We start from the raw sequence: 21209 nt of genomic DNA on the forward strand, positions 1-21209 counted from the left end.
ATGTCAGTCCAGCCGAAAAGTCGCTCTTTCCCCGGAGCAACCCGACAGTCCGGAGTCGGCCTGATCGAAATCCTGGTCACGCTGGTGATCCTGCTGTTCGGCCTGCTCGGCCTTGCCGGCGTGAGCAGCCGGGCCACCCTGACCGAAATGGAGTCCTATCAGCGCGTGCAGGCCTTGCAGCTGCTACAGGACATGAGTGATCGCCTCAACGCCAACCGCAAGGCGGCGAGTTGCTATTCCAATGGCGCCACCGGCGTTCAATTGGGCACCAGCAGTACGAGCATCCCCGCCTGCACATCGGGCACCGCACTGCAGAACGCCCAAGCCGTGGCCGATCTCACCGCCTGGGACGGCATGCTCAAGGGCCAGTCGGAAGACCTGTCGGGTGCCAAGCGCGGCGCCATGATCGGCGCGGTGGGCTGCGTGACCCTGGACGACGCCGCCAACAACATCTACATGATCGCCGTGTCCTGGCAGGGCCTGGCGGCGACCTACGCCCCCAAGCTGGCCGACGGAACCACGCCTTTCCCCTGTGGCAACGGCAAGTACAGCGATGAGAAGCTGCATCGCGTCGTGACCACCAAGGTCCAGATTGGAACACTGTAGTGAGCCGCACCACCGCATCGATCCGCCACACCCATCGCCGAATTAGCGGGCGTGCCAGCCGCGGCTTTACGCTCGTCGAGTTGATGGTCGCCATCACGCTCGGGCTTTTTATCCTGATCGGCCTGATCAGCCTGCTGGTATCCAACGTCGTCTCGCGCTCGGAACTCGACAAATCGTCGCGCCAGATCGAGAGCGGCCGCTACGCCATCCAGTTGCTCAGCGAAGATCTGCAAAACGCAGGTTATGTCGGCGCCTCGGGGAGTAGCACCTTCGCCGGCGTCAACCCGACAGCGTGCCCCGCCGCGATCGCGAACCTGGGTTACGTGCCCCAGACTAGTCCGGGCACTTCGACCGTACCGCTGCCGCTGTACGCGCTGACGGCAGTGCCGACTGGTTGCGCCGGCATCATCAATGTCCAGCCAAACACCGCGATGCTCGTCGTGTCCCGCGTCAATACCAACGCTGTCGCGACAACGGCGAAGGTGTCCACCGAGACCTACCTTCAGGTATCCAGTTGCGCCACCGACACCATGCCATTCGCAATCGGCGCCGGTACGGCAACGTTTCCGTTGACGCAAAAGAACTGCACCACGCCCGAGTTCCTGCACAAGGTCGTGCAGCACATCTACTTCGTCGCCACATGCGATGTGTGCAGCGGTGCCGGCACTGACACGACGCCTACTCTCAAGATGGCCGAATACGTCAACGGCGCGATGACCATCACGCCGCTGGTCGAGGGCATCGAGAACCTGCAGTTCGACTATGGCGTGGACATGGATGGCGACGGCGCGCCCGATTGCTACATCAGTAATCCGAACGCCCCGTCGACCACCGAAACCGCGGCCTGTCCCGCTGCCACCCCCGCGTACGACTGGACGACCAGCGCAGCTAATGCCACCACCAACTGGTCCAACGTGATGGCGGTGCGCGTCCATGTGCTGGCGCGCAACACCGAGGCAAGCGCGGGTTGGGTGGATGCCAAAAAATACGACATGGGTCTGGCCATCGGCCAGGTCGGACCCTTCAGCGACACCGTCAAGCGCCACGTGTACAGCGCTGTGGTGCGCCTGTACAACGGCTCCGGCCAGCGGGAGTAGCCATGAAAAAGAACCCGTTTCATCCGCGCAGTATGCGGGCGCAGGTCGGTGCCACACTGCTGATCGCAATGATCTTCCTGGTGCTGCTGACGTTGATCGTGATTTCCGCCATCAAGGCGACCAACGTCAACACCAAGGTCGTCGGCAACATGCAGATCCAGAAGGAATCAGAAGCGGCGGCGCAGCAGGCGATCGAGGCCGTCATCAGCACCGATTTCACACAACTCACGGCGCCCCCCATCGTGCCACCAATCGACATCAACGACAGCGGCCAAGCAGCCTCCACCTACACGGTCACCGTGCCGAAGCCAACCTGCACCAGCGTCAAGCCGATCAAGATCACCGAACTGGACCCCGCCAACACGGCTGACCAGTATTGCTACGCCAGCGGAGCGGCGCAAAACACCGGCATCGTGGGGGCCGGTACAGGCGGCAACTCGCTGTGCTCGAACTCGAACTGGGATATCAGCGCCACCGCCACGGCCCCCAGCGTTGCGACAACCAGCACCACCACGCATCAGGGCGTTGCGGTGCGCGTGGTCGTCGGTGCCAACTGCTAAGCGCGCCAATCGTGATCTATCCGAGCAAACGTGAGGCCGCTGATGAGGCGAGAAGGAGTTGAAGATGAAAGCCACGCATTTTTTGAAATGGGCCGCATTGGCGGCGCTCGCCCTGGCGTGCCTGGGCGCGCGCGCCGACGACATCGATATCTACAGCGGTGCTGCAGCCAACGGTCCCAACCCCAACGTCATCATCATCCTCGATACGGACGCCTCCAATGATGCGAGCTATAACAACACATGTTCGTATGGAGTCATCGGAGCGACCACTCAAGGCTTCGATGCGACACGGTGTGCGCTTTACACGGCACTCGATACCATCAGCAAGACTCCGTCGCTGGTCGGCAAGCTGAATATTGGGCTCATGGGTTTCGGTTCGGGCAATAACAAGATTGGTCTTTGGCTGAACCCCAACCCCTATCCGTCCAGCCTGCCCGTCATGGATGGCCCGGGTATTGCAGCTGCGGAAAACACGATTGCCACTAACACGCTGGCAACCCTCAAGTCGGGCGGTGCTTTTGCCGCCTCTGCATTTCAGGAATCATGGGCGTTTTATACCGGCAACACGGGGCTTTCGACTCATACCTACTCCGACCATATCAATCAGGTCTGCCAAAAAAGCTTCATCATCTACATCGGCTCGGTTTCCACGAATTCATCCACGCCCTCTAGCGGCACTGATTCCGGGGTCACTGAATTAAATTCCGCAATCACCACCACAAATACCGCAACAGGCGGCACTATTCCGCTGGTCACATCAAGCATCAATTCAAATGGCAACCCAAACTTCGGCCCAAATACAAAGTATGACTCGAGCTCATGGATGGATGAATGGTCCAGATTTTTGAGTCGAAACGATCTTTCGGGGTCGTCGAGTGGCTCGCAGAATATTGTCACCTACACGATCGCGGCAAATTTCGGCGGCAAGCAGTTCAATGCCGACTACGATCAAACCCTCACGAGTACCGCCTTCTATGGAGGAGGTAAAAAATTTGTAGTGACGGATGCCCAATCGATGGTCAATGCCCTGCTGCAGATCTTCAACGAGGTGCAGGCCGTCAACAGCGTCTTCGCTTCGGCCAGCCTGCCGGTCAGCGCGAGTGCCCAGGGCACCTACCTCAATCAGGTGTTCATGGGCAGTTTCCGGCCCGACCCGACCGGTGCTCCGCGCTGGCGGGGAAACCTGAAGCAATACCAGTTCGGCGTCGACGCGACAAACCCCGCGTCGCCGCAGATCTTCCTGGCCGACGCGACGGGCAAAGCCGCCCTAAGTGCGGCGGGCACCGGCTTCATCAGCTCCACGGCCGTCAGCTTCTGGACCGGCAAGGACACGAGCAAGTCGCCAGATGCCGCTCCACCCACGGGCACCAATGGGTTCTGGGTCAACAATCCCGAAAGCACAGGGGGTGCCTTCGACTCACCGGACGGCGAAGTGGTAGAAAAAGGCGGCGTGGGCCAGCAGATCAGGCTGGCGAACCTGAAGGACAACTACACGACAAATCCGACGGGGCCGCGCAATGTCTACACCTGTCTTGGATCAAGCTGCGCGAGCGGCGCCGACTTGTCGACGACGCCTGCCGGCTACCCCTTTAGCTTCAGCACAAGCAATTCGAGTATCACGGCGGCCATCCTCGGAACGAACGGTCCGGCGATGGGCATCACATCGATCACGCGCAGCAGCAGCACCGCGACCGTCACACTCTCTCAAGCGCCCAGCCCGGCACTGGCTGCAGGACAGTCCGTGACGATCGCAGGATCGAAATACCCAGAGTTCAACGGGACCTTCTCCATCACCCCGTTGACCACGACGACCTTCACTTATCCCATCACGATAGACCCACCTAGTCCGTCGTCTGGCGTCTATAGCGCCAGTGTGCCCTCCCACCCGATCGCCATATCGCTGACACGATCCGGCACGACCGTTACCGCGACGTCCTCGGCTGCCCATGGCTATGTGACAGGACAAACGGTCACAATCGCAGGGGCGACTGGTTCAAGATACAACGGCAGCTACGTGGTGACAACGACAGGCACCAATACCTTCACGTACACCATTACCGATGGCCCTGCCACGCCGGACGGAGGCGGTACGGCCAAGGTCGGTTCCACTTCATACACTATTCCTGCTGGCAGCATCGCGCGCAGCCCGAGCAACGCGAGCAATGTTTCCAACGTGACGGTAACGCTCGGCTCAACCATCACGTTCAGCGCAGGGAACACTGTCACCATCAGCGGTGCAGGCACGGGCGGCGTCAGCGCCTACAACGGCAGCTGGACGATCACCAACACGGGGACGAGTTGCCCCGGGGGAACCAAGTCAGGGAACCAGCCCACCAGCTTCTGCTTCAATATCAACAGCACCCCGGCGTCGCCAGACTCAAGCTCCACAATCACCGCGGATGGTGGAACCAGCCCCCTCGCCATCACGGGGCTCTCGTACACCGCTGGCACCTGTTCTGCAAATTCCACGGCTCTCGTCACCGCAACGACTTCTTTGGCGCCCAATTTTTCGGCGGGCAGTGTCGTCAGTATCGGAGGAACGGTCGCGGCCAGCGAAAGTGCGTACGTAGGCAGCTTCAATGTCGTCAGCGTCAAAACCAGCGCACCCTACAACTTCACCTATAACATTCAGACAAGCCCCGGAAATGCCACGAACTGCACCGATTCCTCCTCGGGCATGACCGCATCGGCGCAGGGCGTCGCCAAGGACGCGCTGATCAACTGGGTGCGCGGCAGCGACAACGTCGGCGACGAGCCCAGCCCCGGCGGCGGCATCACGATCCGCCCGTCGGTGCACGGCGATGTATTGCACTCGCGCCCGGCCGTCATCAACTACGGCGGCTCGACCGGCGTCGTCGTCTTCTATGGCGCCAACGACGGCATGTTCCGCGCCATCAACGGCAATCAGCCGCCAGCCACCAACACTTCGCCCGCGCCGATGGGCTCTTGCGTCTTGCCCGGCAACAGCACGTGCGCCATCGGGGGCACTCCTCCGGGCGGGGAGCTGTGGAGCTTCGTGCCGTCCGAGTTTTACCCCAAGCTTCAGCGGCTCTATAACAACAGCCCCGTCGTGAAGCTCGCCACCACGCCCGCCGGCCTCGTTCCGACGCCGCAGCCCAAGGACTACTTCTTCGACGGCACGCCGGGCGTATATCAGAACCAGGCGACCGGCAAGGCCTACATTTTCCTGTCCGCGCGCCGTGGTGGGCAGTTGCTCTACGCCCTGGATGTGAGCGACCCCACCAAACCGAAATTCATGTGGAAGCACACCAACGCGGACCCGGGCTTCTCCGAGCTCGGGCAGACCTGGTCGCAACCCAAGGTGGCCCTCATCAAAGGCAACGCCAATCCCGTGCTGATCTTCGGCGCCGGGTACGACCCCAACGAGGACGCCGAGTCGCCGAATACCGATACCATGGGCCGCGGCATCTTCATCCTCGATGCTGTGACCGGCCAATTGTTGTGGAGGGCGGGGCCGGGAGGCAGTTCCAACACATGCAATGTGAATCCCTGCCAGCTTCAGAGCATGACCTATGCCATGCCGGCCGACATCACCCTGGTCGACCGCAACTTCGACGGCTACATCGACCGGCTCTATGCCGCCGATGTCGGCGGCAACATCTGGCGCGTGGACCTCGAACCCGTGTCGGGATCCACTGATCTTGGCGATGCACGGGTTACGCTGCTCGCGGCCCTGGGTGGGACGGGCACCACCAAACGCAAGATGTTTTTCCCGCCTGACGTCGTTCTGACGAAAAACTACGACGCGGTCGTCGCAAGCACCGGGGATCGCGAGCACCCCCTGTACATTCAGCAGGCCCAAAGCATCGTGAACCGCTTCTACATGATCAAGGACACAAATGTCGGCATGAGCGCCGCGGGCTGGACCACCGTGCACGACGACACCAGCAGCACGGCCAACGCCCAGCCACCCATGCTGTTCAATGCCACATCAACGCCTTACAACCAGACCCTCAGCGGCTTCTACATCACCTTGCTGGGGGCGGGGGAAAAAGGCGTGAACGCACCACAGGCGTTCGCCGGTACGGTCTACTTCGGCACGAACACACCTACCGCCCCCAGCACCACCAGTTGCCAGGGCAATCTCGGCACGGCGCTTGCCTATGCGGTGAACTTGTTCAGCGGGCAATCAAGTTCGGTCAAATTCGCTGGCGGAGGGCTGGCTCCTTCACCAGTATTCGGCGTCGTCACGGTAAACGTCGATGGCAAGCCGCGGCAGCTTCCTTTCATGATTGGCAGCGGGGCGGGTTCGAACGCCGCCGACCAGCAATCGAGCCTTGGCGCGACAAAGCCGGTTATTCCCGTCAATGTTAAGAAGAAAAGAACCTACTGGTATCGGGACATCGATCGTTGAGAAATAGCGGGAGGCATCGGCTCCCGCTATTTCAAGGTGGCCAGGTAGGCCACCAGATCGGCGCGGTCCTGGGCGTTGTCCACCTGGTAGTTCATCTTCTGGCCCGGCACCAGGCCTTCGGGATTCTTCAGCCAGAGCAGCAGCTTCTCGCGCGTCCAGACGAAATGACTTTGCGCCAGTGCTGGCGAGTAGTCGTAGCCCGCCGCGCTGCCGGACACGCGCCCCAGCACGCCCTTGTGCATGGGGCCCACGCGGTTGGCGTCCACGCTGTGGCAGGCACCGCAGCGGGACTCGTACAAGGCCTGGCCGCGCGTGGCCGAACCGCTGTCCTGCGCCACGGCAGACGTGGCGCCGATGGCGAGCAGCAGCGCGCCCATCACAGCCGCCGTCCGCCGCGGCCGCTTGCCGCGCGCCATTCTCAGGCCCCGAAGCTCAGCGCGTCGTTCGGCAGCGGCCGGCCCAGCGCACCGAGCAGCGCGGTGTAGTGCATGGTCTCGTCCGCCGCCAGGCGGCCTGCCACCTTGGCCAGGTCGCGGTTGCCGAAGGCCGGGATCACGCCAAGGTAGGCATTGACCGCGCCGAGTTCGAGCCGGGTCGCCAGCTCCAGCACGTCGGTCTGGTTCTTCAGCGTGTTGGCGTGCAGTTCGGCGGCGTACTGGGCCAGCGTTTTCTCGGCCACGGGTTTGCCGCCCAGTTTGTTGATGGTGGCGATGAGCGCGTCGCGGTGCCCCTTGTGCTGGCTCTGGAACAGCACGGCCACCTTGAGCGGGCCCGGTTGCAGCAGGCCGCTGGTGGCGCCGAGCTGATAGGCGCCGATGGCCTCGAATTCGAGGCCGAGCGCCACGTTGAGGATGGACACGTCCTTGGACATGTCGCCGCCCATGCCTTGTGCCAGTGCTTCCTTGCCGGCGAGCATGGCCACGGCCACGGCGGACAGGCCGCCGGTGGTGCCCAGGAATGAACGACGCGATGCCGCAGTGGGGGTGATGAGTTGCATGTGAATCTCCTTGTGGGTTGCCGTCGCTGAAATGGTTGCGACACCTGCCTTACGCGGCAGCGCGCAACAACGGATTCAGCTTGCCCCTCGAGTTTTGTCGGGCATCAGGAATTTGAATCCAGCGGCCGGCTGCCTGCGTAGCGCGCGCGATGGCATTGACATAGGCTTACGCGTAACTTACTCTGAAAAAGCTACCGGAGGCTTTCATGAACCACCATCCGACGCATCCCCCAAGTCACCCTCTGACGCTGGCCAGACTCCAGCGCATCAAGCGATGGCATGTCGCGCACAAGGCCGACCATCCGCTGGAGTACCAGTTGTGGGATGCGGTGTTGACGCTGTGGGTCATGGGCTGGGTGGGCTGGGTGCCGGCCTTTGCGTTCGACGCACCGTGGGCCTATCCGCTATGCCTGCTGGCGATCTGGTCGCCGCGCCTGTACGTGGGCTGGCGCATCCGGGCGCACGAGGCGCAGCGTCTCAGGTGCGACTGGCTGGACGCCGCCGGCTGAACTACAGTGCAGGCATGAACACCGCAAACCCCACGATTGCTTCCAGCCTCAGCTGCTTCTCCCTCACGACAACAGATCATGTGGCGCACCTGGTGCTGAATCGCCCCGAGGCGCTGAACACCATGAACCCGGCCTTCTGGCGTGAGCTCGATCAGGTGCTGACCTCGCTGCACAAAGACGGCACGGCGCGCGCACTGGTGATCTCCAGCACCGGCAAGCATTTTTCGGCCGGCATGGCGCTGGAGACTTTTGGCGGCGCCATCGCCATGGACGACCGCAGCGCCGAGGGGCGCGCCGCCATCTTCGATCTGCTGACCGACATGCAAGCCACCTTCACCAAGCTGGAGACGCTGCGCATCCCCGTGATTGCCGCGATCCAGGGTGGCTGCATCGGCGGCGCGGTCGACATGGTGACGGCCTGCTGCATCCGCTACGCAACAAAGGACGCCTTCTTCTGCATCCAGGAAATCAACATCGGCATGGTCGCCGACGTCGGTACGCTGCAGCGCTTACCGAAACTGATCCCGCTCGGCGTGGTGAAGGAGCTGGCCTACACCGGCCGGCGCCTGTCCGCGCAGAAGGCGCTGGGCTACGGCCTGGTCAACGAGGTCTTCGATTCGCCAGAGGCCCTTCTCGCCGCCGCGCTGCAATGCGCGAAGGAAATCGCCGCCAAGCCGCCGGTCGCCATCTGGGGCACCAAGCAGGTCATCCACTATGCCCGCGATCACACGGTGGACGACGCGCTCAAACAGATGGGCTGGGTCCAGGGCGCGATCTGGAGCAACGCCCATGTGCGCGAGGCCGTGACTGCAACGAGAGAGAAACGCGCGGGCAACTTCACGGCTTTGTCCGAACTTCAGTCTTTTAGAGAAATCGGCCTGTAGCCTTTACCGTAAGCGTCGTCATTCCCGCGAAGGCGGGAATCCAGAAATTCCACCTTGCGTGTGCAAAGGCCTTGGATTCCCGCCTTCGCGGGAATGACAGAGAGGACGCGGGAATGACAGCACTTGAAATTATTGCCGCGCGGTGCGGATGTTCGGCGGCAGCGTCTGCGGGTAGCTGGTGCGAAACGGGTTGATGTCGAGCCCGCCGCGGCGCGTGTAGCGCGCGTACACCGCCAGCTTCGTGGGCCGGCAGCGCGTCCACAGGTCCATGAAGATGCGCTCGACGCACTGCTCGTGAAACTCGTTGTGGTTGCGAAAGCTGACCAGGTACTGCAGCAGGCCGCCCTGCTCGATCTGCGGGCCACTGTAGCTGATCTGTACGCTGCCCCAGTCGGGCTGGCCGGTCACCAGGCAGTTGCTCTTGAGCAGATTGCTGGTCAGCACCTCGGTCACGGGCTGCTCGTCAAACGCGGCCATCAACAGCTCGGGCGCCGGCGTGTACTGGCTGCACTCGACGTCGAGCCGGTCCAGGCTCAGGCCGTCGAGCTCATGCACCGGCTCGCGGTCGAACATCTCGGGCAGCAACACCTTCACGCCAACCGAGGACTGCACCGGGCCGCCGCGCCAGACGGCCTCGTTGATGTCGGCGCGGATGCAGGCGCGCACGGCCTCGGCGTCGGCGAACTTCGTGTTGCTGAAGCTGCCCAGGTAGAGCTTGAACGACTTGCTCTCCACGATGTTCGGCGACTCGCACGGCACCATGATGTGGGCCAGCGCCACCTGCGGCTTGCCGCGCAGGTTGAGCCAGCTGAGTTCGAACGCGGTCCACAGGTCGGCGCCAAAAAAGGGCGGCGCACCGACCACCCCGATCTCCGCGCGCTTGGCGGCGCGCGCAATCGGGAACAGCTGCGAGGCGTCGTAATGATCGACGTAACTGGCCGGCTTGCCGAGCAGGGAGTCTTCAGGGCTATTCATGCTGTTTTGAGGTGCGGGATCAAGGGTTCGAGCAGGCGTTCGACCACGCCGGGCGGCAGGTCGTGGCCCATGCCTTCCACGCCGACCAGCCGGGCGCCGCGGATGCGCCGCGCCGTGTCTTCGCCGCAGGCGTAGGGCACCAGCGGATCGGCCTTGCCGTGCAGCACCAGCGTCGGGCTTTGCACGCGCGCAAGATCGGCCGCGCGCGTGACATCGGCCACGATGGCCAGCATCTGGCGCAGCGTGCCGACCGGATGAAAGCTGCGCTGGATGCCGAGCAGGATGCGCTCGCGCATCTGCGCATCGGTCATCGGGAAGCCTGGACTGCCGATCGTCCGGAACAGTTGGACGTAGTAGTCGGCCACATCCGCCAGCGCGTTGCTCGCGGGCTGGCCCAGCATGGCGCGCATCACCTCGGGGCGGGCTTGCGGCAAGCCACGTGCGCCGCTCGAGCTCATGATGCTGGTCAGGCTGAGCACCCGCTCGGGCGCCGCAATGGCAACGCGCTGGGCAATCATGCCGCCCATGCTGACGCCGACCACATGCGCCTTGTCGATATGCAGCGCATCGAGCACGCCGACCGCATCCAGCGCCATGTCGGCCAGGCTGTAGGGCGCGCGCGGCGTGAGGCCGAGCTTGAGCTTGAGCCCCTGCCACAGCAGGTTGGGTTTGCCGAGCTGGTCGAAATGCTGGGACAGGCCGATGTCGCGGTTGTCAAACCGGATCACGCGGTAGCCGGCGTCCACCAGCGCCTGCACCAGCGCGGGCGGCCAGGCCACCAGCTGCATGCCCAAACCCATGATCAGCAGCACCGCCGGGCGCGCCTCGCCGCTCGCGCCGGGGCCGCTGTCTTCGACTTCGACGTCAATGCCGTTTGCTCTTATTTTCATAGCATATTGCCAATGTCCTGTATGGGCTACAGCCCTCTTTTATGTAAATTCCCGCTCGCGCAGCCACTTCGTGGCGATCCACTTCTCGCCGGCGATCACGGGCGCGCCGCCGTGCAGGGTATAGGTGCTGGGGTGCGGCCGCTCGTAGCTGAAAAACACCGCGTTGCCGCGTTTCGGGGCGACTTCCAGATGCACGTTCGGAAACGTGGTGCCGCCGCCCTTCTCGGGCTCGCTCAGGTAGATCACCAGCGTGGCCACGCGCTGGCCGCCGCGCTTGAGAATCGCGGCCGTGCCGGGTTCATCCGGGTCGAAATAGTCGTAGTGCGGCTTGTACTCCGCGCCTGGCGGGTAGCGCAGGATCTGCAGGCCCTCGCCATTTTCCACGGGCCAGTTGACGAGCCGCGCAATGCGCGCCTCGATGCGCGCCACCAGTTCGTTTTCGCCGCGTTCGAAAAACATGCCGCGGCTGGTGCGATCGTCATTCGGCGCCTCACCGTGTTCCTGGGTGGCCACGGTGAGCGAGCGCGCCATGCGCGGGCGGGCCGCCGCGATCAGGGCATCGCATTCGTCGTCGCCCAGCAGGTTGCCGAACACCACCAGGCGCGGGTCCAGCATGGCCTGCAGCACATGCACGCGCCGGTCGCCCGCCTCCAGATACAAGGGCGACTCGGCCAGCGCCGGCTCGGGCACCGGCACGGCCAGCGGCAGCTCGTCCTCCTCGGCCCGCGCCGCCTCCCTGGCAAGGTACTCGCTCAGGACCTTTTGCAGCGCCGCCAGCGCCACGTCCTCGCGCCAGCCGGAGGCCACCATGGATTCGACCATGGTCTGCGGGGGCTGTCCGGACGCGGCCTGCGCCACGATCCACTCGCGCAGCTCTAGAGTGATGTGCTGCGGGCTGTCAATCATGATGTCGCTCACACCGCCCTGCGGCGAAACACCAGCCGCTCGGGACCCGATACGCCCGCGTCGAATGCATAGCCTTCGAGGTTGAAAGCTTCGAGCCGCCTGGGCGTGCTGATGCGGTGCGTGGCGGCGTAGCGCGCCATCAGGCCGCGCGCCCGCTTGGCGAAGAAGCTGATGACCTTGTAGCGGCCGTTTTTGAACTCTTCAAAGACGCACTCCACGACACGCGCCTTGAGAGCCTTGCGGTGCACCGACTTGAAGTACTCCGTTGATGCCAGGTTCACGACCACCGGCGTCCTGTCGGACTGCAGCCGCTCGTTCAGGTGCTCCGCGATCTGCGTGCCCCAGAACTGGTACAGATTCTTGCCCTTTTCGGTCGGCAGCTGGGTGCCCATCTCCAGCCGATACGGCTGCATCCGGTCGAGCGGGCGCAGCACGCCATACAGGCCGCTCAGGATGCACAGATGGTCCTGCGCCCACGCCAGTTGGGGCGGCTTGAGCGTTCTGGCATCGAGCCCTTTGTACCCATCGCCGTTGAACGCGAGCGCCGCCTGGCGCGAATTTTGGGCCGTGAAGCGCGGCACCCAGGCCTGGTAGCGCGCCACGTTCAGGCTGGAGAGCGCATCACTCAGGTGCATGAGTTCGGCCACCTGCTGCGGCGACTTTTGCGCCAGCACCTTGATCAGTTCCGTCGACTGGCGCACAAATTGCGGCTGCGTGTGCGGCACGTCGTCTCCCACCGAAGTGTCGTAGTCGAGGGCTTTGGCAGGGGACAACAAAAACAGCATGGCTCAAACTTCAGGAAAAATAATACAAACATTTGTCATTCCCGCGAAGGCGGGAATCCATGTCGCAAACGCAGTTGACTTGCAAGGACACAGTGGATCCCCGTCTCCGCGGGGATGACAGTGCCATTTATAAAAGTGCCCTTCAAAATAAAAAGGCTCCGCAGTGGAAGCCTTCATTATCGTTATTGACGAAACCGGCTGGCTATCGAAGGTCTCCGGCCAGCGAGGCCAGTGTCTCGGGCGCGACCTGCGTGTGCGCGGGATAGTGCGTGTGGTCGCAGCCAAGCTTGACGCCGGCGCCCGCCTTGACCGAGGCGCACATTTCGGGCGTCAGCTCGAAGCGCACGAAGTGCACGGCCGAGGTTTTCTCGTCGTTCTCGCGATCCATGTCTTCGTCGGCAATCGCGTAGACGCGGTCGTGGCCTTCGACCTCCACGAACAGGCGGTCTTCCACGCCGATCAGGCGCGCCAGTTCGCGCTGGCGCTCGTTGATGTCGGTGTACGCTAGCATCATCGTGGCCTTCCAGTTGCTGCCGTCGGGCACCAGCGGCGCGTAGGCCTCGATCTCCTGCGCGATCCCCTCTTCCTCAAAGATTTTTTCGACACGCAGCATTTCCTGGATCTGGTAGCGGATCGTGGTCTCGCTCTCGAACTGCAGGTTGATGTGCTCGCCCAGGTGCACCGAGCGCAGTTGGCGGTGCGCCATCACCTCGGCCTTGTGCGCCTTGCGCCACTTGCTGTAGGCCTCCAGGCTCATGAGGCTGTCGGGGGTGATTTTTCCGGTCAGTTGCATGTTTTCTTACTCCAGCCCGTAGGCCATTCGGATCAGGGTCAGCGGGTGCTTTTGCGGCGGCGCGCCCAGGTTGTTGACGTCAAAGCCCTGCGCGATGTGGTGGCCGCCCAGCGGGCAGTCGCTGCTGATCACATCGGGCAGGCCGCCGTCCTTGTGGTTGGCCATCGCCTTGAACAGGGGCTTGCCGATTTTCAGGGCCTGCTGGTGCGTGGCCTTCTTCACGCCAAAGGTGCCCGCGTGGCCCGAGCAGCGCTCATGCGTCTGCACGCTGGTGCCGGGCACCATCTTGAGCATTTCCTCGGTCTTCTTGCCGATGTTCTGCACCCGGCCGTGGCACGGAATCTGGTAGCTGATTCTCCCCAGCGGCGTGCTGAATTCGGTCTTCAACAGCCCGTCGCGCTTGCGCGCCATGAGGTACTCGAACGGATCCCACATGTGCTCCTTGACCAGTTGCACATCGGCCTCATCGGGGTACATCAGCGGCAGTTCCTGCTTGAACATCAGCGCGCAACTGGGCACGGCCGCGAGGATCGCGTAGCCCTCTCTCGCATACTTCGCCAGCACCGGGATGTTGGCCTGCTTGTGCGTATCGACGCCATCGAGATCGCCCAGCTCCAGCTTGGGCATGCCACAGCATTTTTCCTTTTCGACGAGCACATACGGCACCTCGTTGTGGTCGAGGATTTTGAGCAGGTCGTGGCCGATGCCCGGCTCGTTGTAGTTGATGTAGCAGGTGGCAAAAATTGCCACCTTGCCGGGTGTCTTGTCGCCATCGCGCACGGGGTAGTTTTTCGACACCGGCGTGTGCGAGCGGAATTTGCGCGTGGCCAGCGCCGGCAGCCACGCATCCTTGTCCACGCCCAGGGTTTTTTCCATCAGGCCGCGCGCCACCTTGGTCTGGTTCACCGCATTGGCGATCTGCACCACGACCGGGATGCCGGCCAGTTGACCATGCACGTCGGTGGAAGCGAGGAACTTCTCGCCCAGGCCGACCCCGCCTTTTTTGAACTTGATGGCCTTGCCGCGCAGCATGGTGTGCGGGAAGTCCACGTTCCACGGATGCGGTGGCACGTAGGGGCACTTGGTCATGTAGCACAGGTCGCACAGGTAGCACTGGTCGACCACCTTCCAGTAGTCTTTTTTATCGACACCCTCGACGTCCATGGTCTTGTTTTCGTCGATCAGGTCGAACAGCAGGGGAAACGCGCCGCACAGGCTTACACAGCGGCGGCAACCATGGCAGATATCGAAGATGCGCTCCATTTCCTGCAATGCGGCGTCTTCGTTGTAGAACCCGGGATTTTTCCAGTCGATGGCGTGGCGCGTGGGGGCTTGCAGGTTGCCTTCGGTGGCCATGAGGGATCCTTCCTTTTTCTCGGGCGGGTACGGAATCTTCTGCATTGGGCACTGCCAAAGCAATGCCCAACACGCAAAACTCAGGGATCAGTCAACGAGTTCGGCCAGCGCCTTGACGTAGCGGTTGGCGTGCGAGCGCTCGGCCTTGGCCAGTGTCTCGAACCAGTCGGCGATCTCGTCGAAGCCTTCGCTGCGCGCGGTCTTGGCCATGCCGGGGTACATATCGGTGTACTCGTGGGTTTCGCCGGCCACGGCCGACTTGAGGTTGTCACGGGTCGGGCCGATCGGCAGGCCGGTGGCCGGGTCGCCGGAGCCATGTTCGAGAAACTCGAGGTGGCCGTGCGCATGACCGGTTTCACCTTCCGCGGTCGAGCGGAACAGCGCCGCCACGTCGTTCTGGCCTTCCACGTCGGCCTTGTTTGCGAAATACAGATAACGGCGGTTGGCCTGGGATTCGCCTGAGAAGGCGTCTTTCAGGTTTTGCTCCGTCTTGGAGCCTTTGAGTGCTGCCATGGGTTTCTCCTAAATGGGTTGAACAAATTGACCCTGTCGCTTTGAACGGTTCATGTCAAAGACACCCCAAGGTTAGCCCCGATAGGGGCGCACGTCTAATTGGCTGAATCAATGCCCCGTATTGCGGGTGACTATTGCATCGATAGCGTTAATAAGCATTCTCGATACCAAAGCCACCCCATGCGCGCCATGATTGGCGCGAAGCAGGAGTTACGTTATAGTAAACGCGTTACGCATTGGTAAATTCCATTTAACCCGGAGACACTTATGGCTGCCGTTTTGAAAGACCTTGCCCACCTGCCCGCCCCCGCGCCGATTCGCCAGTTGCACCACGTGGCCTACCGCGCGAAGGACGCCGAGGAAACACGGCACTTCTACGAGGACATCCTCGGGTTGCCGCTGTACCACATCATCCAGAGCGACGTGGTGCCGAGCACCGGCGAATACTGCCCGTACACGCATTTTTTCTTCCGTCTGCAGGACGGCTCGTTCATCGCCTTCTTCGATCTGGGCAACGACGAGGCGGCTGCCCCCAGCCCAAACAACCCGCTGTGGGTCAACCACATTTCGTTTCGGGTGGACTCGGTGCAGACACTCAAGGACATGAAGACCCGGCTCGAGGCCCACGGCGTGGAAGTTCTGGGCATCACCGACCACCACATCTTCCACAGCATTTATTTTTTCGATCCCAACGGCGTGCGGCTCGAGCTCAGCGCGCAGCTGGCCGACGAGTTCCAGATGCTGCAGGAGAGCAAGACCGCGCACGCGCGCCTGGCCGAGTGGACGGCGCGCAAGGAGCAGTGGCGCCGCGAGCGCGCCGCCGGCAATGCCCCGGCCGCACTCAAACCGCAGCAAAATGACCGTCCGGAGTTCCTCAAGGACAGCGTGCGCCGGTAGCGTTTACTCTGTTTTTGATAGCTTCTGGCGTATTGCCAATATGGGCTTGCGCCGGTTTTTGTTAGCAACCACAACACTTGAGCATTGCACGCCATGCCAGAGACAAATACCCCGACCCACCCCGCCTGGCGCGAGATCGTCCCGACCCACGGCTACGAATTCACTGGCGGCGCCGGCTACGCGTTGCCCGAATACCCGTTTGTGGTGCCGCCCGAACTCCAGAGCGGCGCCGTGGTGCGCCATCCGGTGGTCATCGTCGGCGGCGGCATCACCGGCCTGACGCTGGCCTGCGCGCTGGCGCGCCTGGGCGTTGACGCCGTGCTGCTGGACGAGGACAACACCGTGGGCGTGAAGGGCGCATCCTCGCGCGGCATCTGCTACACGCAAAAGTCGCTGGAAATTTTCCACCGCCTGGGCATTTACGAGCGCATCGCCAAAAAGGGCGTCCAGTGGAGCGTGGGCCGCACCTTCGCGGGCCACGACGAGGTGTATTCGTTCGACCTGCGCCAGCAGAGCAACTTCAACCTCTCGACGCAGCCGCCGTTCATCAACATCCAGCAGTTCTACATTGAGGGCTTTCTGGTCGAGCGAATCTACGAGCTGGGCCATGTGGACCTCCGCTGGAAGAACCGCGTCACGGCCTTCACACAGAACGATGAATTCGCCACGCTCACCGTGGAAACCCCGGCCGGCAGCTACCGCATCGAGGCCGATCACGTGATCGATGCCACGGGCTGCAACACGCCGTTCCACCAGTGGTGCGCCGCCACGCTGCAGACCAAGCGCGGCGACGACCGCTGGTGCATTGCCGACGTGCGCTTCACCAAGCATCCCCCGGCGGAGCGCCACACCTGGATCGAGGCCCCGTTCAACGAGAACCGTGCAGTCTGGCAGCACCTGATGGCCGACGACGTGTGGCGCATCGACTACCAGATGGCGCCGAACGCCGATCCCAGCTATGTGAGCCGCGAAGACGTGGTGCGCGAGCGCCTGGCGCACCAGTTCGGACCGGACGTGGGCGTGGACATCGTCTGGGTCGGCCCCTACGCCTACCGCAGCCAGTGCGTCGACCGGATGCGCGTCGGACGCGTGTTTTTCATGGGCGACACCGCCAAGGTCGTCAGCCCCTTCGGCGCGCGCGGCGGCAACACCGGCGTGGCCGATGCGGACAACCTGGCCTGGAAGCTCGCCGCCGTGCTGCGCGGCCAGGCCACGCCGGCGCTCCTGGACAGCTACCACGACGAGCGCCACGAGGCGGCCCGGCAGAACGTGCTGGTCACGAACCGCACGGCGCGCTTTTTGCGCCCGGCCGATGGCGTGGAGCGGCTGTTTCGCAGCGCCGCCATCAGCCTGGCCAAGCAGTATGTGTTTGCGCGCAGCCTGATCAACACCGGCCGCATGGCGGTGGCCAACAGCTACACGCGCTCATCCATTTGCGGGCCCACGGGTGGCCTGTCGGTGCAGAACGTGGCGTTCAACTGGGCCGATGGCGAAGCCGGGAGCAATGGCACCCGGCCCGGCTCGCAGGGCGTGGTGAACGACCTGTTGACCTGGGCCCAGGGCCATTTACTGGTGCTGGTGTTCGGTGATGTTTCTGCCGCCGCGAGCCAGCGCCTGCGCCAGCTCGGGAACGGCACCCCGGTGCGCAGCGTGCAGGTGGTGGGCACCGACGGCCAGCCGCAGGCACGCGAACACGTGCGCGACCCGAAAGGCCACCTGCAGGGCGCCTGCCACGTGTTTGGCCACGCCTGGGCGCTGGTGCGCCCCGACGGCTACCTGGCCGCCACCGGCGAGGCGGTGGACGACCAGTTGGTCCACGCGATTGAAAAATGCCTGGGCCACGTGTAAACAAGCGACCACATCACCATGAAAACCACTCTCAATTTCCACGATGCAGATACCTTTTACGAGCAACTGCTCGACGCCCACACGGGCCTGAGTCCGGAAGACTCACAGCTGCTCAACGCGCGCCTGATCCTGCTGCTGGCGAACCAGGTGGGCGACGACCGCGTGCTGGCGGAATGCATCGCGGCGGCCAGGGCGACCCCGAAGTAAAATCAGGGCCTCCCGCAACCAGCTCGCAAACGGCACCTCACGGGTGCCGTTTTCCGTTTCCCTGAAGCCCCACATGACCGACACGCTGCAACAACCCGGCCTCAACAGCCTTTCCAAGTCTTTCGAGCCCGCCGCCCTGGAAGCCCACTGGGGCCCCGAGTGGGAGCGCCGCGGCTATGCGGTCGCCGGCTATCGCGGCACGAAGGCGCCGAAGGCCGGCGAGCCCGCGTTCGCGATCCAGCTGCCGCCGCCCAACGTGACGGGCACGCTGCACATGGGCCATGCGTTCAACCAGACCATCATGGACAGCCTGACGCGCTACCACCGAATGAAGGGCGCGAACACGGTCTGGGTGCCCGGCACCGACCATGCGGGGATTGCCACGCAAATCGTGGTCGAGCGCCAGCTGCAGGAACAGGGCATCAGCCGGCATGACATGGGCCCCACGCCCGATGTGGCGCGCAAGAACTTCGTCGCCAAGGTCTGGGAGTGGAAGGAGCAGTCCGGCAACACCATCACCACCCAGATGCGCCGCATGGGGGACAGCGTGGACTGGAGCCGCGAGTACTTCACCATGGACCCGAAACTGTCCTCCGTGGTGACCGAGACCTTCGTGCGGCTCTACGAGCAGGGCCTGATCTACCGCGGCAAGCGCCTGGTGAACTGGGACCCGGTGCTGAAAACCGCGGTGAGCGACCTTGAAGTCGAGAGCGAGGAAGAAGACGGTTTTCTGTGGCACATCGCCTACCCGCTGGCCGATGGCTCGGGCTCCCTGACCGTCGCCACTACACGACCCGAAACCATGCTCGGCGACGTGGCCGTGATGGTGCATCCGGAGGACGAGCGCTACCGGCATCTGATCGGCAAGGAAGTCGTGTTGCCGCTGTGCGACCGCAAGATTCCCGTGATTGCCGACGACTACGTGGACAAGGCCTTCGGCACCGGCGTGGTCAAGGTCACGCCCGCGCACGATGTGAACGACTACGCCGTGGGCCAGCGCCATGGCCTGCCGATCATCGGCGTGCTCACACTGGACGCCGCCATCAACGACAACGCGCCGCAGAAATACCGCGGACTCGACCGGTTCGTGGCGCGCAATCAGGTCGTTGCCGATCTGGAGGCCGCCGGTGCGCTGGTGGAAATGAAGAAGCACAAGCTCATGGTGCCGCGCTGCGCCCGCACCGGCCAGGTGATCGAGCCCATGTTGACCGACCAATGGTTCGTGGCGATGAGCAAGGTCAGCGAGCAGGATCCGAGCGGCAAGAGCATCGCGCAAAAGGCCATCGATGCAGTGGACAGCGGCGCAGTGCGCTTCGTCCCCGAGCAATGGGTCAACACCTACAACCAGTGGATGAACAACATCCAGGACTGGTGCATCAGCCGCCAGCTCTGGTGGGGCCACCAGATTCCGGCCTGGTACGACGAGGACGGCAAGGTCTATGTGGCGCGCAACGAGGCCGAGGCGCAGACCCAGGCGCCCGGCAAAAAGCTCACGCGCGACGAAGATGTGCTCGACACCTGGTACTCGTCGGCGCTGGTGCCCTTTTCCACCATGGGCTGGCCGAACCAGGGCGACGCGCCCACCGACGACTACAACCTGTACCTGCCCTCCTCCGTGCTGGTCACCGGCTACGACATCATCTTCTTCTGGGTCGCACGCATGATCATGATGACGACCCACTTCACCGGCCGCGTGCCATTCAAGCACGTCTATATCCACGGCCTGGTGCGCGACTCGCACGGCCAGAAGATGAGCAAGTCGGAGGGCAATGTGCTCGATCCGGTGGATCTGATCGACGGCATTGCGCTCCCTCCGCTGCTCGACAAGCGCACCACCGGCCTGCGCAAGCCCGAGACGGCGCCCCAAGTGCGCAAGAACACCGAGAAGGAATTCCCCGACGGCATTCCGGCGTTTGGCGCCGACGCACTGCGCTTCACCTTTGCCGCGCTCGCCACGCTGGGGCGAAGCATCAATTTTGATCCCAAGCGCTGCGAGGGCTACCGCAACTTCTGCAACAAGCTCTGGAACGCGACGCGCTTCGTGCTGATGAACTGCGAGGGCCAGGACTGCGGTCTCGAAGAGCACACCAAGGCGCAATGCGCGCCGGGCCAGCCATTCCACGGCTACCTGCGCTTTAGCCAGGCCGACCGCTGGATCGCCTCGCTGCTGCAAAAGGTCGAGGCCGAGGTGGCCCGGGGCTTCGAAGACTACCGTCTCGACAACGTGGCCGGCGCCATCTACCAGTTTGTCTGGGACGAATTTTGCGACTGGTACCTGGAAATTGCCAAGGTCCAGATCCAGACGGGTGATGCCGCGCAGCAGCGCGCGACGCGACGCACGCTGATCCGCACACTCGAGGCGATCCTGCGGCTGGCGCATCCGCTCATCCCGTTCATCTCGGAAGAGCTCTGGCAAAAAGTGGCGCCGGTGGCCGGCATAGGCGGCGAGTCGGTCAGCATCGCGCCCTACCCCATCAGCCAGCCGAACAAGATCGACGAGGCCGCGATCGCGCATGTCGCCAAACTCAAGTCGCTGGTCGATGCCTGCCGCAATTTGCGCGGCGAAATGAAGGTGTCGCCCGCGACGCGGCTACCGCTCTACGCGCTGGCGCACAACGCTGGCGAGACCGCCTTCATGCAGCAGGTGGCGCCGGTACTGCGCGCGCTGGCCAAGCTCAGCGAAGTGAAGGTGTTCGACGACGAGGCCGCGTGGGCCGGCGCCGCCCAGGCCGCGCCGGTGGCCGTGGTCGGCGAGACGCGCCTCTGCCTGCACATGGAGATCGACGTCACCGCCGAGAAAGCCCGTCTGGGCAAGGAAGCCGCGCGCCTGGAAGGCGAAATTGCCAAGACCCGGGGCAAGCTGGGCAACGAGGCCTTCGTCGCCAAGGCGCCGCCGGCCGTGATCGATCAGGAGCGCAAACGCCTGGCGGATTTCACGGCCACGCTGGCCAAGGTGCAGGAGCAGCTCGCGCGCTTGGGCTGACCCACACGGCGTCGGTGCGGGATGGCGC

Annotated in this window: 19 protein-coding genes; 10 read left to right on the top strand and 9 right to left on the bottom strand. The window is 63.4% G+C overall.

Annotated elements, in window-relative coordinates; translation table 11 throughout:
• From pilV to EUB48_RS17715, 4 genes are all read left to right on the top strand, one after another.
• Entirely contained in the window at positions 1-606 is a 606-nt protein-coding gene (gene pilV / locus EUB48_RS17700; protein WP_142820352.1) for a type IV pilus modification protein PilV, read from the top strand.
• On the top strand, positions 606-1703 hold the full coding sequence (locus tag EUB48_RS17705; RefSeq protein ID WP_142820353.1) for a PilW family protein: 1098 nt from the start codon (positions 606-608) through the stop codon (positions 1701-1703). Before pilV ends, EUB48_RS17705 begins: the two co-directional genes overlap by 1 nt.
• A gap of 2 nt (positions 1704-1705) precedes the next feature.
• The gene (locus EUB48_RS17710; protein ID WP_142820354.1) at positions 1706-2263 is read left to right on the top strand and encodes a pilus assembly PilX family protein; all 558 of its coding nucleotides are present in this window, start codon (positions 1706-1708) and stop codon (positions 2261-2263) included.
• A gap of 64 nt (positions 2264-2327) precedes the next feature.
• Positions 2328-6638 carry a PilC/PilY family type IV pilus protein gene (locus EUB48_RS17715; protein WP_142820355.1) on the top strand — a complete coding sequence of 1437 codons (4311 nt, stop codon included), beginning with the start codon at positions 2328-2330 and terminating at the stop codon, positions 6636-6638.
• Between the two features lie 26 nt (positions 6639-6664).
• On the opposite strand, the gene EUB48_RS17720 is transcribed toward EUB48_RS17715, so the two are convergent.
• Both EUB48_RS17720 and EUB48_RS17725 read right to left on the bottom strand, forming a co-directional pair.
• Entirely contained in the window at positions 6665-7015 is a 351-nt protein-coding gene (locus tag EUB48_RS17720; RefSeq protein WP_210411656.1) for a c-type cytochrome, read from the bottom strand.
• A 41-nt stretch (positions 7016-7056) separates the two neighbouring features.
• Positions 7057-7635 (bottom strand): ferritin-like domain-containing protein, encoded by a 579-nt coding sequence (locus EUB48_RS17725; RefSeq protein ID WP_142820357.1) that lies wholly within the window; start codon positions 7633-7635, stop codon positions 7057-7059.
• Positions 7636-7841: 206 nt separating this feature from the next.
• Between EUB48_RS17725 and EUB48_RS17730 the strand changes: the two genes are divergently transcribed.
• Both EUB48_RS17730 and EUB48_RS17735 read left to right on the top strand, forming a co-directional pair.
• Positions 7842-8144, top strand: a complete 303-nt coding sequence (locus tag EUB48_RS17730) for a hypothetical protein (RefSeq protein WP_244618258.1) — start codon at positions 7842-7844, stop codon at positions 8142-8144.
• A gap of 14 nt (positions 8145-8158) precedes the next feature.
• Positions 8159-9028 (top strand): enoyl-CoA hydratase-related protein, encoded by an 870-nt coding sequence (locus EUB48_RS17735; RefSeq protein ID WP_142820358.1) that lies wholly within the window; start codon positions 8159-8161, stop codon positions 9026-9028.
• A 129-nt stretch (positions 9029-9157) separates the two neighbouring features.
• On the opposite strand, the gene queF is transcribed toward EUB48_RS17735, so the two are convergent.
• The 7 genes from queF to EUB48_RS17770 all read right to left on the bottom strand — a co-directional run bounded on the left by queF (position 9158) and on the right by EUB48_RS17770 (position 15246).
• Positions 9158-10003: an NADPH-dependent 7-cyano-7-deazaguanine reductase QueF gene (gene queF, locus EUB48_RS17740; protein ID WP_142820359.1), complete on the bottom strand. Its 846-nt coding sequence runs from the start codon at positions 10001-10003 to the stop codon at positions 9158-9160.
• Complete coding sequence (locus EUB48_RS17745) at positions 10000-10893, bottom strand: alpha/beta fold hydrolase (protein WP_142820360.1); 894 nt, start codon at positions 10891-10893, stop codon at positions 10000-10002. Before EUB48_RS17745 ends, queF begins: the two co-directional genes overlap by 4 nt.
• 39 nt (positions 10894-10932) lie before the next feature.
• A complete protein-coding gene (locus EUB48_RS17750) occupies positions 10933-11799 on the bottom strand; it encodes a 2OG-Fe(II) oxygenase (protein ID WP_142820361.1) in 867 nt (288 codons plus the stop codon).
• Positions 11800-11807: 8 nt separating this feature from the next.
• Entirely contained in the window at positions 11808-12584 is a 777-nt protein-coding gene (gene yaaA / locus EUB48_RS17755; protein ID WP_142820362.1) for a peroxide stress protein YaaA, read from the bottom strand.
• 202 nt (positions 12585-12786) lie between these two features.
• Positions 12787-13377, bottom strand: coding sequence for a DUF3501 family protein (locus EUB48_RS17760; RefSeq protein WP_142820363.1), 591 nt, complete (start codon positions 13375-13377; stop codon positions 12787-12789).
• A gap of 6 nt (positions 13378-13383) precedes the next feature.
• Entirely contained in the window at positions 13384-14733 is a 1350-nt protein-coding gene (locus tag EUB48_RS17765; RefSeq protein ID WP_142820364.1) for a (Fe-S)-binding protein, read from the bottom strand.
• 87 nt (positions 14734-14820) lie between these two features.
• A complete protein-coding gene (locus EUB48_RS17770; RefSeq protein ID WP_142820365.1) occupies positions 14821-15246 on the bottom strand; it encodes a rubrerythrin family protein in 426 nt (141 codons plus the stop codon).
• Between the two features lie 267 nt (positions 15247-15513).
• On the opposite strand from EUB48_RS17770, the gene EUB48_RS17775 reads away from it, so the two are divergent.
• The 4 genes from EUB48_RS17775 (at position 15514) to EUB48_RS17790 (ending at position 21181) form a co-directional block, all read left to right on the top strand.
• The gene (locus tag EUB48_RS17775) at positions 15514-16143 is read left to right on the top strand and encodes a VOC family protein (protein ID WP_142820366.1); all 630 of its coding nucleotides are present in this window, start codon (positions 15514-15516) and stop codon (positions 16141-16143) included.
• 93 nt (positions 16144-16236) lie between these two features.
• Positions 16237-17991 carry an FAD-dependent oxidoreductase gene (locus EUB48_RS17780; protein ID WP_142820367.1) on the top strand — a complete coding sequence of 585 codons (1755 nt, stop codon included), beginning with the start codon at positions 16237-16239 and terminating at the stop codon, positions 17989-17991.
• 18 nt (positions 17992-18009) lie between these two features.
• A complete protein-coding gene (locus tag EUB48_RS17785) occupies positions 18010-18198 on the top strand; it encodes a DUF2783 domain-containing protein (RefSeq protein ID WP_077564105.1) in 189 nt (62 codons plus the stop codon).
• A 73-nt stretch (positions 18199-18271) separates the two neighbouring features.
• Positions 18272-21181 (top strand): valine--tRNA ligase, encoded by a 2910-nt coding sequence (locus EUB48_RS17790; protein ID WP_142820368.1) that lies wholly within the window; start codon positions 18272-18274, stop codon positions 21179-21181.
• Positions 21182-21209 lie beyond the last annotated feature (28 nt).

The organism is Rhodoferax sediminis (genome assembly GCF_006970865.1).
GTDB lineage: Bacteria > Pseudomonadota > Gammaproteobacteria > Burkholderiales > Burkholderiaceae_C > Rhodoferax_A > Rhodoferax_A sediminis.

Coding starts and splice junctions, on each gene's coding strand:
- pilV (WP_142820352.1), top strand. CDS start 1: ATGTCAGTCCAGCCGAAAAGTCGCTCTTTCCCCGGAGCAACCCGACAG.
- EUB48_RS17710 (WP_142820354.1), top strand. CDS start 1,706: ATGAAAAAGAACCCGTTTCATCCGCGCAGTATGCGGGCGCAGGTCGGT.
- EUB48_RS17715 (WP_142820355.1), top strand. CDS start 2,328: ATGAAAGCCACGCATTTTTTGAAATGGGCCGCATTGGCGGCGCTCGCC.
- EUB48_RS17720 (WP_210411656.1), bottom strand. CDS start 7,015: ATGGGCGCGCTGCTGCTCGCCATCGGCGCCACGTCTGCCGTGGCGCAG.
- EUB48_RS17725 (WP_142820357.1), bottom strand. CDS start 7,635: ATGCAACTCATCACCCCCACTGCGGCATCGCGTCGTTCATTCCTGGGC.
- EUB48_RS17730 (WP_244618258.1), top strand. CDS start 7,842: ATGAACCACCATCCGACGCATCCCCCAAGTCACCCTCTGACGCTGGCC.
- EUB48_RS17735 (WP_142820358.1), top strand. CDS start 8,159: ATGAACACCGCAAACCCCACGATTGCTTCCAGCCTCAGCTGCTTCTCC.
- queF (WP_142820359.1), bottom strand. CDS start 10,003: ATGAATAGCCCTGAAGACTCCCTGCTCGGCAAGCCGGCCAGTTACGTC.
- EUB48_RS17745 (WP_142820360.1), bottom strand. CDS start 10,893: ATGAAAATAAGAGCAAACGGCATTGACGTCGAAGTCGAAGACAGCGGC.
- EUB48_RS17750 (WP_142820361.1), bottom strand. CDS start 11,799: ATGATTGACAGCCCGCAGCACATCACTCTAGAGCTGCGCGAGTGGATC.
- yaaA (WP_142820362.1), bottom strand. CDS start 12,584: ATGCTGTTTTTGTTGTCCCCTGCCAAAGCCCTCGACTACGACACTTCG.
- EUB48_RS17760 (WP_142820363.1), bottom strand. CDS start 13,377: ATGCAACTGACCGGAAAAATCACCCCCGACAGCCTCATGAGCCTGGAG.
- EUB48_RS17765 (WP_142820364.1), bottom strand. CDS start 14,733: ATGGCCACCGAAGGCAACCTGCAAGCCCCCACGCGCCACGCCATCGAC.
- EUB48_RS17770 (WP_142820365.1), bottom strand. CDS start 15,246: ATGGCAGCACTCAAAGGCTCCAAGACGGAGCAAAACCTGAAAGACGCC.
- EUB48_RS17775 (WP_142820366.1), top strand. CDS start 15,514: ATGGCTGCCGTTTTGAAAGACCTTGCCCACCTGCCCGCCCCCGCGCCG.
- EUB48_RS17780 (WP_142820367.1), top strand. CDS start 16,237: ATGCCAGAGACAAATACCCCGACCCACCCCGCCTGGCGCGAGATCGTC.
- EUB48_RS17785 (WP_077564105.1), top strand. CDS start 18,010: ATGAAAACCACTCTCAATTTCCACGATGCAGATACCTTTTACGAGCAA.
- EUB48_RS17790 (WP_142820368.1), top strand. CDS start 18,272: ATGACCGACACGCTGCAACAACCCGGCCTCAACAGCCTTTCCAAGTCT.